General features: G+C 61.6%; 14 protein-coding genes. 13 read left to right on the top strand and 1 reads right to left on the bottom strand.

Annotation, left to right across the window (positions count from 1 at the left end):
- The first annotated feature begins 6 nt into the window (after positions 1-6).
- From BLT92_RS19525 to BLT92_RS19580, 12 genes are all read left to right on the top strand, one after another.
- On the top strand, positions 7-1,359 hold the full coding sequence (locus tag BLT92_RS19525; protein WP_092108341.1) for a flavin monoamine oxidase family protein: 1,353 nt from the start codon (positions 7-9) through the stop codon (positions 1,357-1,359).
- Between the two features lie 24 nt (positions 1,360-1,383).
- Positions 1,384-2,928 carry an APC family permease gene (locus BLT92_RS19530; protein WP_092108343.1) on the top strand — a complete coding sequence of 515 codons (1,545 nt, stop codon included), beginning with the start codon at positions 1,384-1,386 and terminating at the stop codon, positions 2,926-2,928.
- A gap of 20 nt (positions 2,929-2,948) precedes the next feature.
- Positions 2,949-3,368 (top strand): helix-turn-helix transcriptional regulator, encoded by a 420-nt coding sequence (locus tag BLT92_RS19535; protein WP_407922866.1) that lies wholly within the window; start codon positions 2,949-2,951, stop codon positions 3,366-3,368.
- 1 nt (position 3,369) lies between these two features.
- On the top strand, positions 3,370-3,789 hold the full coding sequence (locus BLT92_RS19540; protein WP_197679647.1) for a VOC family protein: 420 nt from the start codon (positions 3,370-3,372) through the stop codon (positions 3,787-3,789).
- Between the two features lie 5 nt (positions 3,790-3,794).
- Positions 3,795-6,173 carry an ATP-binding cassette domain-containing protein gene (locus BLT92_RS19545; protein ID WP_092108347.1) on the top strand — a complete coding sequence of 793 codons (2,379 nt, stop codon included), beginning with the start codon at positions 3,795-3,797 and terminating at the stop codon, positions 6,171-6,173.
- 160 nt (positions 6,174-6,333) lie between these two features.
- Positions 6,334-6,780, top strand: coding sequence for a transglycosylase family protein (locus BLT92_RS19550; protein ID WP_269457376.1), 447 nt, complete (start codon positions 6,334-6,336; stop codon positions 6,778-6,780).
- A gap of 664 nt (positions 6,781-7,444) precedes the next feature.
- Entirely contained in the window at positions 7,445-7,981 is a 537-nt protein-coding gene (locus tag BLT92_RS19555) for a hotdog fold domain-containing protein (protein WP_092108351.1), read from the top strand.
- 500 nt (positions 7,982-8,481) lie between these two features.
- Complete coding sequence (locus tag BLT92_RS19560; RefSeq protein WP_092108353.1) at positions 8,482-9,804, top strand: MFS transporter; 1,323 nt, start codon at positions 8,482-8,484, stop codon at positions 9,802-9,804.
- 392 nt (positions 9,805-10,196) lie between these two features.
- The gene (locus BLT92_RS19565; protein ID WP_092108355.1) at positions 10,197-10,943 is read left to right on the top strand and encodes a DUF5058 family protein; all 747 of its coding nucleotides are present in this window, start codon (positions 10,197-10,199) and stop codon (positions 10,941-10,943) included.
- A gap of 10 nt (positions 10,944-10,953) precedes the next feature.
- Entirely contained in the window at positions 10,954-11,688 is a 735-nt protein-coding gene (locus BLT92_RS19570; protein WP_092108357.1) for a hypothetical protein, read from the top strand.
- A gap of 66 nt (positions 11,689-11,754) precedes the next feature.
- The gene (locus BLT92_RS19575; RefSeq protein WP_092108359.1) at positions 11,755-12,987 is read left to right on the top strand and encodes an amidohydrolase; all 1,233 of its coding nucleotides are present in this window, start codon (positions 11,755-11,757) and stop codon (positions 12,985-12,987) included.
- 4 nt (positions 12,988-12,991) lie between these two features.
- On the top strand, positions 12,992-14,440 hold the full coding sequence (locus BLT92_RS19580) for an amidase (RefSeq protein WP_092108361.1): 1,449 nt from the start codon (positions 12,992-12,994) through the stop codon (positions 14,438-14,440).
- On the opposite strand, the gene BLT92_RS19585 is transcribed toward BLT92_RS19580, so the two are convergent.
- Entirely contained in the window at positions 14,416-14,697 is a 282-nt protein-coding gene (locus BLT92_RS19585) for a 4a-hydroxytetrahydrobiopterin dehydratase (RefSeq protein ID WP_092108363.1), read from the bottom strand. The genes BLT92_RS19580 and BLT92_RS19585 overlap by 25 nt on opposite strands.
- Positions 14,698-14,895: 198 nt before the next feature.
- On the opposite strand from BLT92_RS19585, the gene BLT92_RS19590 reads away from it, so the two are divergent.
- Complete coding sequence (locus tag BLT92_RS19590; protein WP_092108365.1) at positions 14,896-15,411, top strand: ferritin; 516 nt, start codon at positions 14,896-14,898, stop codon at positions 15,409-15,411.
- The last annotated feature ends 63 nt before the right edge of the window (positions 15,412-15,474 follow it).

Consider the following 15,474-nt stretch of genomic DNA (forward strand, 5'->3'; position numbering starts at 1 on the left):
TGCCCAATGTCGGATCGAACATGCGATGTGGTTGTCGTCGGAGCCGGACCGACCGGGCTGAGTGCCGCCCGGACGCTGCAGGCAGCAGGCAAAGACGTCGTCGTCTTGGAAGCCAGGGACCGGGTGGGCGGTCGGACATGGACCGACCACATCGAGGGCCAGATGTACGAAATCGGTGGCCAATGGATCTCACCCGACCAGAGCGCACTCCTCGATCTCGTTGAGGAGCTCGGCAAGGAAACCTACCAGCGTCATCGGGAGGGCGACAGCGTCTATATCGCCCCCGACGGCACACGCACCGTCTACAACGGCGACATGTTCCCGGTGGGGGAGTCGACCCAAGCAGAGATGGAGCGCCTCATCGCCCAACTCGACGAACTCGCCGCTCGCATCGGAGCCACCGCTCCGTGGGAGGCCGAAGACGCCGTCGAACTCGATTCGGTCTCCTTCCACCATTGGCTCCGGAACCAGTCGGATGACGAGCTTGCCTGCGCGAACATCGGCATGTTCATCGCCGGTGGAATGCTGACGAAGCCCGCCACCGCATTCTCCGCACTGCAGGCGATCCTCATGGCCGCCTCGGCGGGATCCTTCTCCCACCTCGTCGATGACCACTTCATCCTCGACCGTCGCGTTGTGGGAGGAATGCAGTCGGTATCCGAGCAGATGGCAGCCGAACTCGGCGAGGGCGTCGTTCACCTGAACAGCCCGGTGCGCACAATCGGATGGACCGAGGATTCCGTCACGGTCGGCTCCGATGCGATGACGGTGTCGGCCGCGAGTGTCATCGTGGCCGTCCCACCCAATCTGTACTCGCACATCAGCTACACCCCGCACCTGCCCAGGCTGCAGCAGATCTTCCATCAGCACCAGTCAATGGGCCTTGTGATCAAGGTCCACGCCACGTATCCGACACCATTCTGGCGTGAGGACGGCCTGTGCGGAACCGGCTTCGGCGCCGGGCAGCTGGTGCAGGAGGTCTACGACAACACGAACCACGGAGAGGAGCGGGGGACTCTCGTCGGGTTCATCTCCGACGTCAATGCCGACGCCATGTTCGCACTGGACGAGGACACTCGGAAGCAGCGCATTCTCGAATCGCTGGCAAACTTCCTCGGCGCACAGGCCCTGGAACCAGAGGTGTTCTACCTTTCGGACTTCGGCGCCGAGGAATGGACCCGGGGTGCCTATGCGACAAGCTACGACCTCGGGGGACTGCACAGGTGGGGGCGCTTCCAGAACGACCCCGTCGGTCCCATCCACTTCGCGAGCTCAGACATTGCCGCCCACGGTTACCAGCACGTCGACGGTGCCATCAGGATCGGGCAAGACACTGCGAATAAGATCCTGAGCACCTGATATCACGCCTGAAAGGTTGAGCTGATGACCTCGGCCACTCCACCACCCAGCACGTCCGGAAGCGTGTCCGCCGCCTCCGGCTCAGGCTTGAGCTCCAAGGGGCTGTCCGCAGGCAAGATCGGTGCCATCGGCGGTGCCATCATCGGCATCTCGTGCATCGCTCCCGCCTACACGCTGACCTCCGGTCTGGGGCCGACGATCTCGCAGGTCGGGGTGCATACTCCTGCGATTCTGCTCATCGGCTTCGTCCCGATGCTGCTCGTCGTCTTCGGCTACCGCGAGCTCAACACCGCCATGCCCGACTCCGGCACCACCTTCACCTGGGCGACACGCGCCTTCGGGCCCTGGCTCGGTTGGATGGGAGGCTGGGGCCTGATCTCGGCCACTGTCCTCGTGCTGTCCAATCTGGCCGCCGTGGCCGTGGACTTTCTGTTCCTGCTGCTGGCTCAGATCTTCGGCGAACCCGGGATCGCCGACCTGACCCGCGTGCTGTGGATCAACATTCCGGTCACCATCGTCCTCACGGCCGCAGCCGCGTGGATCTCCTACCGCGGAGTCGAGGCCACCCAGAAGATCCAGGTCTGGCTCGTCGCCTTCCAGGTCCTTGCCCTCGGCTGGTTCGTCATTGCGGCATTCTTCCATGTGTCAAATGGCACCGCATTCGATCCCACCCCGGTCGAACTCGGCTGGTTCAACCCCGCTGAGGCCGGAGACTTCTCGACGGTCGCAGCGGCAGTGTCGCTGTCGATCTTCCTCTTCTGGGGCTGGGACACGGTCATCACGATGAACGAAGAGGCGAAGAACCCGGAGAAGACTCCCGGTCGGGCCGCGATGCTCACGATCGTCGCCATCGTCATCATCTACCTCGCCTGCACCGTCGCCGTGATCTCCTTCGCCGGTGTCGGCACCGACGGTCTGGGCGCAGGCAACCCGGAGAACCAGGAATCCATCTTCGCGGCTCTGGCCGGACCTGTGATGGGACCCTTCGCCGTCCTCGTCTCGATCGCCGTCCTGTCCAGTTCCTTGGCGTCGCTGCAGTCGACGATGGTCTCACCGTCTCGGACGATCCTGGCCATGGGTCACTACCGTGCTCTGCCGAAGAGATACGGCAACATCTCGCCTCGGTACAAGTCGCCGTCGGTGGCCACCGTCACCTCGGCGGGGGCCGCGATCATCTTCTACGTCGTCATGCGTCTGCTCTCGGAGAACGCACTGTGGGACACGATCACAGCGCTAGGTCTCATGGTCTGCTTCTACTATGGTGTGACCGGTCTGGCCTGCATCTGGTATTTCCGCCGTTCGCTGTTCAAGGGTCCCAAGAATTTCTTCTTCAGGTTCCTCTTCCCGCTGGTCGGGGGAGTGACGCTGCTGGTGATCTTCGTGACCACCGCGATCGACTCCCTCGATCCCGACTACGGTTCGGGGTCGTCCGTCTTCGGCATCGGATTGGTCTTCGTCCTGGGCATCGGCGTACTGCTCCTGGGCGTGGTCATCATGATCTTCCAATCCCGCAGGCACCCGGCCTTCTTCCGGGGCGAGACACTGGCCCAGGGGGTCCACGCAGGGTGAGCGCGTCCGGGAACGACCGCGTGCCTGTGCAGCAGCTGGTCCTTCTGCGACGCGTACGCGATCGGATCGACCGAGAGTTCGACCAACCTCTCAATGTCGAAGAACTCGCTGCCGGGGTCTACATGTCGGCCGGTCACCTCAGTCGCGGATTCAGAGCCGCCTACGGCGAATCCCCCTATTCGTATCTCATGACCCGACGTATCGAACGCTCCATGGCGCTGATCCGCCGCGGTGACCTGTCGATCACAGATATCTGCTTCGCCGTGGGCTTTTCGTCCCTGGGCACCTTCTCTACCCGATTCAGCGAACTCGTCGGGCTCTCACCTTCCCGCTATCGAGACGGTGTCGTCGACGGCGATCACGACCTGCCCACATTCATCGTCAAGAATGTTCTCCGACCTGTCAGGAATCGAGAAGTCCCACCGGGTGCCCCGCACTAAGATGACGATCATGAATATCTCGATCAATGCCAGCTTCCTGCCCCACACCGATGCGGAGGCCTCGCTGACCTTCTACCGCGACGTTCTCGGTTTCGAGGTTCGCCTCGACGTCGGATCCGGGCAGATGCGGTGGCTGACCGTGGGGCCCGCAGGCCAGCCCGACACTTCGATCGTGCTCACCCCCGCGATCACCGACCCGACCATCAGCGATGACGAACGGGACGTCATCGAATCCCTCATGGCCAAGGGCAGCTACGGCGCCATCGTGCTGGCCAGCATGAACGTCGATGAGGCCTTCGCCGAGGTGGAGGCCAGGGGAGCCGAGATCGTGCAGGAGCCGATGGACCAGCCCTATGGTCTGCGGGACTTCGCACTGCGCGACCCGGCCGGCAACATGATCCGCATCCAGCAGCGCGGCTGATCGGCATGCCGCATCCAGCCGATGACCATGAGCTCATCCGCGTTCAGGGAGCCCGCGAGAACAATCTCGCGGACATCACGGTCGACATTCCCAAGCGGCGACTGTCCGTGTTCACCGGCGTCTCCGGTTCCGGCAAGTCGTCCCTGGTCTTCTCGACGATCGCCGCAGAGTCCCAACGCCTGATCAACGAAACCTACAGCGCCTTCGTCCAGGGCTTCATGCCCGCGATGGCGCGACCCGAAGTCGATGTGTTGGAGGGCCTGACCACCGCCATCATCGTCGACCAGGAACGCATCGGAGCCAATCCGCGATCGACCGTGGGCACCGTCAGTGACATCAACGCGAAACTGCGCACGCTGTTCTCGAGGCGGGCCCAACCGAACCTGGGATCGACAAAGGCCTACTCATTCAACGTGGCCACGATCAGCGGCAAGGGAGCCGTGACGATCGACAAGGGTGCCGACAAACAGGTCGAACGACGGACCTTCACCGTCAACGGAGGGATGTGCCCTCACTGCGAAGGGATGGGCACGGCCACAGACATCGACATCGCCGAGGTGGTCGACATGTCGAAGTCTCTCAACGAGGGTGCGATCACGATTCCCGGATACAAACCGGGCGGCTGGAATGTGCGGTTCTATTCGGAATCGGGATACTTCGACCCCGACAAGGCGATAGCCGACTACACAGCCGAGGAGAGGAACAATCTCCTCCATGCCGAGAACGAGAAGATCGTCATCAACGGCACGAATATGACCTTCGACGGTCTCATTCCCCGGATCCGACGCTCCTTCCTGTCCAAGGACCGCGACGCGATGCAGAAGCATGTGCGGGAATTCGTCGATCGTGCAGTCGTCTACACACAGTGTCCCGAGTGCGCCGGCACGCGGCTGAACACGGCGGCACGCGGATCCCGGCTGGCCGGGCTGTCGATCGCCGAGGTCTGTGCCATGCAGATCTCCGACCTCCTCGACTGGCTCGCCCAGATCGACGACGGGGGAGTCGGCTCTCTCGTGCAGTCGCTGATCGCAGATGTGCAGGCCTTCGTCGACATCGGCCTCGGATACCTCTCCCTTGACCGTTCGGCTGGTTCGCTGTCCGGAGGAGAGGCGCAGCGGATCAAACTGGTTCGCCACCTCGGATCCTCACTGACCGATGTCACATATATCTTCGACGAACCCACGATCGGTCTGCACCCGCACGACATCGCCGCGATGAACGGGCTGCTCATCGCACTGCGTGACAAGGGCAACACCGTCCTGGTCGTCGAGCACAAGCCCGAGACCATCAGAATCGCTGATCATGTCGTCGACCTGGGGCCGGGGGCGGGAACAGCCGGGGGAGAGGTCTGCTTCGTCGGCACCATCGACGAACTCACCGTCAGCGACACTCTCACCGGCAAGCATCTCAACGACCGCACCCGGCTGAAGGCCACAACCCGTGAGCCCACCGGGCGACTCGAGATCAGGGGAGCGAAGGCCCACAATCTGCGCGACGTCGATGTCGATGTCCCGCTGGGAGTGATCACTGCGATCACGGGTGTGGCCGGTTCGGGAAAGAGCACCCTCATCGAAGGATCTCTGCGCCACCGCGACGGCGTGATCATGATCGATCAGGCAGGCATCAAGGGCTCACGTCGCAGCAATCCGGCCACCTACACCGGAATGCTCGAACCCATTCGCAAGGCATTTGCCAAGACCAACGGAGTCAAACCCGCACTGTTCAGCGCGAACTCGGAAGGCGCATGCCCCGTCTGCAACGGTGCCGGGATCATCTACTCCGACCTCGGGATGATGGCCGGAATGTCGGCTCCCTGCGATGTGTGCGAGGGCAAGGGATTTCAGGCCGAAGTCCTCGACTACACGCTGGGCGGCAAGAACATCCGTGAGGTGCTCGATCTGCCGGTGACGGCGGCGATCGAGTATTTCGATGCAGGGGAGTCGCGGATACCTGCGGTGAGCAAGGTCATCGCCCACCTCGCCGAGGTGGGCCTCGGATATCTCAGCCTGGGGCAGCCCTTGACGACCTTGTCCGGTGGCGAGCGGCAGCGTCTCAAGCTCGCCACGCATCTGTCGGCCAAGGCTGCGGATGCCGCACAGGTGATCATCCTCGACGAGCCGACCACCGGCCTGCATCTCGCCGATGTGGAGAACCTGCTCGGGATGCTCGACCGTCTGGCGGATGCGGGTAGGACCGTCATCGTCATCGAGCACCATCAGGCCGTCATGGCCCACTCCGATTGGATCATCGACCTCGGACCCGGCGCCGGACACGATGGTGGCCGAATCGTGTTCGAGGGCACTCCGGAACAGCTCGTCGACTCGGCAGCGGCGGCAGATGCGTCGTTGACCGCACAGCACCTGAAGGCATATGTCGGGGGATAGGCACCCAGTTCGCGTTGTGACTTCTGTGAGTCGATTATGACCGCTGAGGACTGGATTCTGGTTCATTCGTGACGACAGATCCGTTACGTTGGATAACGGCTCGGTAACGACCGGGTTACAGAACAGAACCGAAATGCAGTCGTATTACGGAGATGACACAGTGAACCTCTACAGCACAAGCCTCCGCAAGGTCGCCCTCGTTGCAGGAGCCGGCGCGGTCGCCGCCGCCGGACTGACGGGAATGGCCGGCCCGGCTCAGGCATCCACAGGGGCTCAGTCCTCGGGTGGCGTTTGGGACAAGGTCGCCGAGTGCGAGTCCGGTGGAGACTGGCATATCAATACCGGTAACGGCTACTACGGCGGGCTTCAGTTCTCCCAGCAGACGTGGGAAGCCTTCGGCGGTGAGGGCATGCCTCACGAGGCCAGCAAGGCAGAGCAGATCGATGTCGCCCAGAACACCCTCGAAAAGCAGGGTCCAGGCGCATGGCCGGTCTGCGGTGAGGAAGCTGGTCTGACGAAGGCCAACGGCGCCGCAGATGACGGCGGCGACTCCAAGGACGATGGTGGATCCAAGGATGACGGCAAGGTCGGACTCGGCGGCAGCTGAGTCGACTGCGCACACACGCAGTTCGCTGACACCCTGTCAGCGCAGTGACGGCCGTAGAGGGCAGACGAGCCTTCTGCGGCCGTCATTCGTGTATTCCAGTTACTTGACCGGCGACGTATACGGCCGCCGGATCTGACTATGGACATAAGCGCTGTTTTCGGGACCTATGGCCCCATCAGGCTAAAGCCGATAATATACATTATGTTAAGTAAACTGATTCTCAGCCTCTCCTCCCGTGCGCCAGCTATGAACCATGGGAAAGTTCAACGCCGCTATGGTGACACGTTCGTGGAACATCGCAGATTGTTCCGGCACAGACTGCCGTCTGGCGTGAAGCTTCGGTTCTGACGCCCATTGGCGAATCGTGCATCCGTATCTGCATCTTTTGGGCGGCTCCGAACTTCGACCTGAATTGGCCTGGCCAGCCTTGTCTGCTCTGACGCGCTGAGCCAACATGATGATCAAACATGGACTCAATGTGGTTGTCGATTGTGCGGTCGAGGCCCCACTCCCCTGTCATTGCAGTGGATTCCCGTAAACGAAGCCGCCTTGGTGAGGCCTGGCCAATGGTCGATCTTCATCTCAGTGAGGAATGGGAGCCCAGATAGGTGCTCGATGTCACTATACTAAGGCCCAGGCTTCCGTCTCCCTGAAAGGACGTTCGATGAACACTCAGACCGCACGTGGTGCAGAGGACACCGGCAGCACCGTGTCCACGGGGCCCGGCGCGCCTGCGACGAACCTTAGGATCTGGCAGAAGCTGCAGAAAGTGCCATTCGGTAACTGGCTCTTCACTCGGGCCGTGTGCTTCAAGGTCCCCTACTTCCGTACGGTTCATCCGCTGATCCACGAGCTGCGTCCCGGCTTGTGTCGCGTGAGTGCCCCGAATCGTCGCGGCGTGCACAACCACCTCGGCACTTATCACGCAATCGCTTCATGCAACATGGCTGAGATCGCCGCCGGCGTGATGATTGATGCGACGGTTCCGCCCACACATCGTTGGATTCCGATGGGCATGACCGTTGAGTACAAGGCCAAGTCCACCACTGGTGTCACCTCAATCGCGCGCCTTGACGCGATTCCTGAGTTCGGCGAAGAGTCGATGGAGGTAGTCGTCCCGGTTGACGTCCTCGATGCCGACGGTCAGGCGTATGTCTCCGCGAAGATCACGATGTACGTCTCAAGGAAGAAGTCAGCTTAGAGTGATGCTCGCGCAGCCGAGTTAGTCCTATCGGGGAGCTTGTTGGAGGCGCGCTCTATGGTGTCGCCAAGACCTGCATATTGTCTGACGTTGCCGCTGGCACAGAGTCCGCCGAGACCATCTACGGCGATCCGGAGTGTCTCGCGGTCACTCCCCTACGCACTATGCACCCGTACCTGTGGTCCTGTTTCCTCGCGCCCACTTTGATGATCTTCCTTGTTATCTCGAAGCTGAGCCCGAGTCCGCGGGTCGTCCCACACGACGCGTAGCTGCGGTTGCCGCGAGACAGCTTGGCCTGAGCGCGTTTCTTCCGGGACGACGGTCATTCCCCCGTGCTATGGAGGGGCGACCAGGGCTCAGAACCCCAGATGCTGTTGGGTTCGGTGAACAGTTCGTGAGTCGATTGACTTTTCTATCGAACGTTCAATACGGTTGGTGTTATCGGCCCCACAGTGACAGGGTCGTTTGTCACGATAGTCACCACGACGCAAGGAAGCCTCATGGTCTCATCACAGCTCAACGCTCCCCCATCCGCACAGGCAGCCCCTGGTACCGAATCTCGACGAAAGGCATGGTCGCTGACTGCGCTGCTCGTGATTCTGTATGTGGTCAATTACGGTGATAAGGCCGCATACGGCATCATCGCTCAGTCGCTCAAGGACGATCTGGGTATCAGCGCTTCCCAGATCGGGTTGGTCGGAAGCCTGTTCTTCTTCGCTTTCACCATCGGCGGATTCTTCGCCGGAGCGTTGAACAAGTGGCTGTCTCTGCGTACCGTTCTCATCGTCCTGGCGCTCGTGTGGGCGGTGGCAATGCTGCCGCTGGTCGTCTCCGCCACATTTGCTGTCCTGGTCGTCTCGAGAATGGTCCTCGGACTTGCAGAAGGGCCGAGTTCCGCGCTCATCCACACCGCCACATACTCATGGCACGCCCCGGAGAAGCGTGGATTCCCCGGTGCCCTGCTCGCCAGCGCGGCCTCGATCTCCAAGATCGCCCTTGCCCCTGTGCTGGCCTATTTCTCGGTCACATTCGGCTGGCGAAGCGCACTGATCACAATGGCCGTCATCGGTGTCGTGTGGTGCTTCTTCTGGAGGAAATACTGGGAGGTGGGCCCTTACATCCCGGCCAAAGCAACGAAGCACTCCGACGATCCCAATGCAGAGCCGCGCGTTGCCTGGCACAAGATCTTCCTGACGAAGACCTTCATCAGCGGTGCTTTTCTCGTTGCCAGCATCTACGCAATGGTCACAGTGGTTCTCACTTGGCTTCCTTCGTACTTCGAAGTCGGTCTCGGCTACAGCCGTCTCCAGTCCGGGTCAATGCTGGCGATCCCGTCGATCGCCGGCTTGGTCAGCCTCATCGGTGGAACTCTGCTCTCTGATCGCCTGTTGGCCAGGGGGTGGTCATCTCGCTTCGTGAGAATCATCGCTCCCTCGATCTGCGTCGTCATCGGTGCAGGAATCCTCTACTTCCTTCCCTCGATCTCAAGCTCGGCTGGAGCCGTGGCGGTCGTGGCCATCGGATACGGAGTCGGCGTGGTTGTTCTGCCTCTGTCCAATGCCGCTGTCTCCGAGATCTGCCCACCTCGACAGACGGCGGGAACACTGGGAGTCTTCCTGGCGCTCATGGCCATCGGCGGGCTCGTCGGCCCTTATGCCACAGGTCTCATCGTCGACGCGGCCGCGGACCCGGGCGCTGGGTACGCCGCAGCATTTCAGGCCCTTGGGGTCACGTCGGCAGTCTGTGCGCTGTTGACCCTCATCTTCGCCGACCCTGAGCGCGACAAAGCCCGGGTCCGCGGACGTTTCGCATCTGCTCAGTGATGATCTGAGTCCCCCGCGCCACAATGAGCGTGCCGAGTTCCGTCGATATGAACTCGGCACGCTCATCATCGATCGGCGACGCGTCTCCTTTCCCACCTCAGAGATCGGCGATATGGAGAGCCGGTTCGAGGATGCGCAATCCCACGAGCTGGTACCCAAGCGCTCCCCCGCCGACGAGGTGATTGTTCAGCTGAACATTCACCGTCGACGCTGCTCATCGAATTCGCTGATGGACGGCATTGAGAAGTCTGTTCTCGCCAATCGGGAAGTCATGCCCAAGATCGCCCATCGGGGCTCGTCTCGGTGTACGTTACTGACACGAGTGATGCGGACCACAGTGCTGTGGGCCGGTCGCCGTGATCAACTCCGACAAAGAAGTGAGGAGCCCCGCAATGGTGATAGCAAGCGGATCGGCCAACTATCTCGGCCTCGCGAACGCCCCGGTTCTCTGGATTCTGGCTATGGCGGTCATGAGCGTCGTCGTCGTGCAGTCGCTCATCTACATGGGCGCGGTGAGGAAGAATGCTGAATCGGCGGGAATGAGCCAGCAGGAGGTCAGGTCGGCGTTCAGGGCCGGCGGAGTCGCGGCCATCGGACCATCGCTGTCCGTGGTCCTGGTCGCCATCGCCCTGCTCCCCCTCTTCGGCACTCCCCCGGTGATCGTGCGTGTCGGGCTCATCGGCTCCGCGGCCACAGAAGTCGCCTCGGCATCAATCGCGGCCGGCACGATGGGTGCGAATCTCGGCGATGAGACGTTCACAAGCGGGGTCTTCATCGTCGCTCTCATGGCGATGAGTCTGTCGGGCGCTGGGTGGATGATCTCGACCCTGATTCTCACGCCGGTGTTCAAGCGCAGCTCCCACAAGCTGGAGAAGGTCAACCCTGCGCTGATGTCGATCATCCCCGGCGCCGCGCTGCTCGCCGCGTTCGCCGCGTTGTCATTCCGCGAGATCCCGAAATCGCCGACGCATGTCATCGCTGTGGTGGTCTCTGCGATCGTCATGTCGATCTGCCTGTTCCTGTCGAAAGTGCTGAAGATGCCGTGGCTGAAGGAATGGGGCTTAGGCATTTCCCTGCTGGTGGGTCTTATCGCCGCCTACTTCGCTCACTACGCCGGTCTCGGCGCTCCGGAAGCTTGAGGAGAACATCATGTCCAACAACATTACGTCACCCTCACACGCGGCCTTCGAGAAGACCACGACCAAGTGGGGCTCGATCACGCTGTTCATCGGGTTCCTGATCGCCACCTCGGTGCCCTTCTATCTGCTCTTCGTCGCCGATGCCAATGTTGACTTCGGCGACATCCTCACCGGATTCCTCGCGGTCTTCGCCGTCTACGGCGTCTTCTACATCGTCGAACCCCTGACCTATTTCCCGATCCTCGGCCCTGCCGGGATGTACCAGGCGTTCCTGATCGGCAACATCTCCAATAAGCTGCTTCCCTCCGCGATCGTCGCCCAGGCCACGATCGGAGTGAAGCCGGGAACGAGAAAGGGTGAATATGCTGCGACGATGGCCATCTGCGGTGCGGCTCTGATCCACGTGTGCTCCATGGTGCTGTTCGTCGGAATTCTCGGCACATGGCTGGTCGCCATCATTCCCGAGCCGGTGACCCTGGTGGCCAAGCTCTACATCCTGCCCGCCATCCTCGGCGGTGTGACTGTACAGCTCATCGCCTCGCTCAAGCAGGTCAAATCGACACTCATCGCCCTGGGCGCGGCTGCGCTGGTCATTCTCGTCCTCATACCCCTCGTCCCGGTTCTGGCCTCGGGCGATGTCGCCATCGTGGTCATTCTGACCATTGCAATCACGTGGTTCACCCGCAATAGATCGGTGACCGATACGAAGGGCACGGGAGACGGCGACAACGTCGGAATCAACTGACGAGCACCGGACACCTCATCACCGAATTCCTGAGATCATCGAAGACACCCACTGTGAAAGGACATCATGTCGCTCAACACCATGCTTCGGGACGCGATTTCGGCCAACCTCGCTGAGACGGTAGCCGATTACAAGAACTTCCACCGCACTCCTGAGCTGTCCATGCAGGAGATGCAGACGGCTGAGACAATCCGCTCCACGCTCGAAGAGCTCGGCCTCGAAACTCGCACCTTCGGCGGCACCGGCATCGTCAGCGTCATCGAGAACGGCGAGGGACCAGTCGTGGCCTACCGCGCTGACATCGACGGACTGCCGATTGCCGAGGACACCGGGTACGACTATGCGTCGACCGCAGAAGGGACTCTGCCCGATGGCTCCACCTCGAAGGTGATGCACGGCTGCGGCCACGACACTCACATCACTGTGGGACTGTATCTGGCCCGCTATCTTGTCGAGCACAAGGACCTGTGGTCGGGAAGCGTGGTCATGATCTTCCAGCCCGGCGAAGAGACCGGAGAGGGCGCGCGGGCGATGCTCGACGACGGACTCTGGGAGTCGACCGTCAAACCAGAGGTCATCTATGGACAGCATGTGTGGCCGGGCAAGGCAGGACACATCTACGTCGCCAAAGGAACCGCGATGGCGATGTCCGACTGCATCAAGGTCACCGTCAGGGGCAAGCAAGCTCACGGTTCGCAACCTGAGAATTCTGTCGACCCGATCGTCCTCGGCGCCTATATGATCACCAGGCTCCAAAGCATCGTCTCCCGAGAGATTTCGGGTCGGGACATGGCTGTCATCACCGTGGGCACCTTCCATGGCGGGTTGAAGGAGAACATCATCCCGGACTCCGCCGAATTCAAACTCAACATCCGCACCTTCAACGAGGAGGTGCGTGAGATCGTCCTCAACCGCGTCGAACGGATCATCCTCGCCGAAGCCCAGGCGTCCGGAGCCCCAGAGCCGATCATCGAAGACATGTATCGGTTCCCGCGCTGCTACAACGATCCTGCAACCACCGACACGTTTCTCGACGTGCTCGGGTCCGAGCTCGGCGAAGCGCAGGTCCACCTGGACCAGGCCGTCACCGGCAGCGAGGACTTCGGAGCCTTCGGAGATGACATCGACGTTCCTTATGTCTATTGGTTCTTCGGCGGGTACTCCCCCGCCAATTTCGACGGTGACGAACCGCCGGCAGGCAACCACTCCCCGTTCTTCGCCCCGGATGATGTCGAAACCACGCTGGAGACCGGTATCCGAGCGGCACTGTCCGCCGTTCTCAGCACAGTCGGGAAGTGAGACGATGAGCGAGGAACTGCGCTGGCTGTCCACACGTGAGCTGGCGGCCAAGATCGCAACGAAGGAGATTTCTGCCAGGGAGGCGCTCAGCGATCACCTGGCACGCATCGATGCGCTCAATCCGGCCCTCAACGCGGTTGTCACCCGCGACGACGAGGGTGCGCTGGCACGGGCAGAAGCCGCTGACCAGGCGGTGGCGAACGATGAGCCGATCGGACCGCTTCATGGAGTCCCGATGACACACAAGGACACGCATGACACTGCAGGCTTGCGCACCACCTGGGGTTCACCCATCATGGCCGATCGTGTTCCGGAGGCTGATTCGCTGATCATTTCGCGTCTCAAAGCGGCCGGAATCAACACGACGGGCAAGACGAATGTGCCGGAGTTCGCAGCGGGCTCGCACACCTTCAACCCGGTCTTTGGCACCACGGTCAATCCCTATGACACCTCCAAATCCGCCTCGGGGTCTTCGGGCGGCGTCGGTGCCGCCTTGGCTGCCGGCATCCAAGCTTCAGGAGACGGCTCCGACATGGGTGGATCGCTGCGCTCCCCCGCATCGTTCAACAATGTCGTAGGTTTCCGCCCGTCGAATGGCCGCATTCCGCATACACTCCCCGGCAACCCGTTCACATGGCTGGCACAGAGCGGTTTCATGGCTCGCACGGTATCCGATGTGGCGCTGACGATGAGCGCGACAGCAGGACCGGAGCCCGGTGGCCCATGCTCGATCGGTGAACCCGGCAGCGTCTTCGATCTCCCCGAATTCGGCATCGGAGCCGACACCGAACCCGATCTGCGCGGTGTGACGATCGGGTTCAGCCCCGATCTGGGCGGTCTGCTCCCTCTTGAAGGTGTGGTCCACGAGATCGTGGCGGGCACGGCGAACGTGTTCTCCGACCTCGGGGCCGGTGTCGTCGATACGATCCCCGACCTCGGCGATGCCGATGAGGTCTTCAACGTGCGTCGGGCCCTCGACTTCGTTCATTCCTGGGGGCCGCTGCTGGAACGGTACCCGGACCAGATCAAGGACTCCGTGGTCTGGAACATCGAAATGGGACTGAAGCTGACCGGCGCCGAGGTGGTCTCTGCCGACCGTGCTCGTGCGCGTCTGCATGGAGAGGTCGAGCGGTTCTTCGGTGAGCACGACCTCCTGGTGCTCACCACCTGCCAAGTGCTCCCATTCGACGCCTCGATCGAATATCCCACCCAGATCAACGGAGTCGGACTCGAGAACTATCTCGATTGGATGCGAGCCCTGTGTCTGATCTCCGCCACTGGATGCCCGGCGATCTCCGTGCCTGCCGGCTTCTCGAAGTCGGGCCTGCCGGTAGGAGTCCAGCTCGTCGCGAAGCCGGGGGCAGACGTAGATCTGCTGCGCATCGCCCATGCCTTCGAAGCAGCGACGGAGATTCATCGCCGCCATCCTCAGCTAGCCGCGTCGATACCCTGAGAATTTGCGATCTGGGAGATCTCATTGGCCAAGTCGATGTCTTTGTCGGTGATCGACCCAGCATCGTGGGTGGTCAGAGAGATATCCACGTGTGGGAACCGCAGGTCCACATCCGGGTGGTGGCCTGCGGCTTCCGCCGCGTCGGCGATCGCGTTGATGAACGTCACGCCACTGACGAAGGAACCCGTCAGAAAGCGCGCGTGAAGTGCGTCGTCGGCCGATTGCCATTGCGTGAGTGCGTCGATTCGATCCTGCATGGAACCAGCTTGGCACCGGGGCCCGTCGGGTGTCCATAGTCGCCGCATCGACAGACACATCGAATCCGCTGGGTCAGGTATGCCATGCCTCATCATTGTTTGCCGAGCCTTCCCACACTGGAACGGTTCTAGAAAAGGTGTCAGGATATTCACCATGAGGACGGAACGGATCCGTCTCGTATCGCGAAGGAGAAACATATGCAGTTGAGCCCCGCTATGCAGAAGGTCCTCGGCGAGCAGGTCACCCTCGAACTCGAGGCATCGATGGTCTACCTGCAGCTGTCCATCCAGCTCGACGCCCTCGACCTGCCCGGAATGACACGCTGGATGCGTGCGCAGTCCGAAGAGGAGCAGGTCCACGCAGCGAAGTTCATCCAGCACTGCCAGGATCGCGACTTCGCTCCTCAGATCGGTGACATCGCTGCCCCGAAGGTCTCGGGCTCGCAGCCCATCGACTTCTTCAAGGCAGCTTTGGCCCACGAGGAGAAGGTGTCCGAGTCGATCCGCAACCTCTACCGCACCGCGCAGTCGGAGGGCGACCTCGATGTCCTGCCGCTCCTGCACTGGTTCATCGACGAGCAGGTCGAAGAGGAGTCCACCATCTCGGAGATCATCGGTCGACTGGATCACGTCGCCGACAGCGGTTCCGGACTGCTCCGGATCGATTCTGAGCTCGGATCACGTCATCCCGACATCAAGGCCGACAGCGAGTGATCGACAGATCATGATTTGCCGCGAGTGACCGGCGGTCACAGTCGCAGACCAACAGCGAACGGC

It is taken from the genome of Brevibacterium picturae (assembly GCF_900105045.1).
GTDB lineage: Bacteria > Actinomycetota > Actinomycetes > Actinomycetales > Brevibacteriaceae > Brevibacterium > Brevibacterium picturae.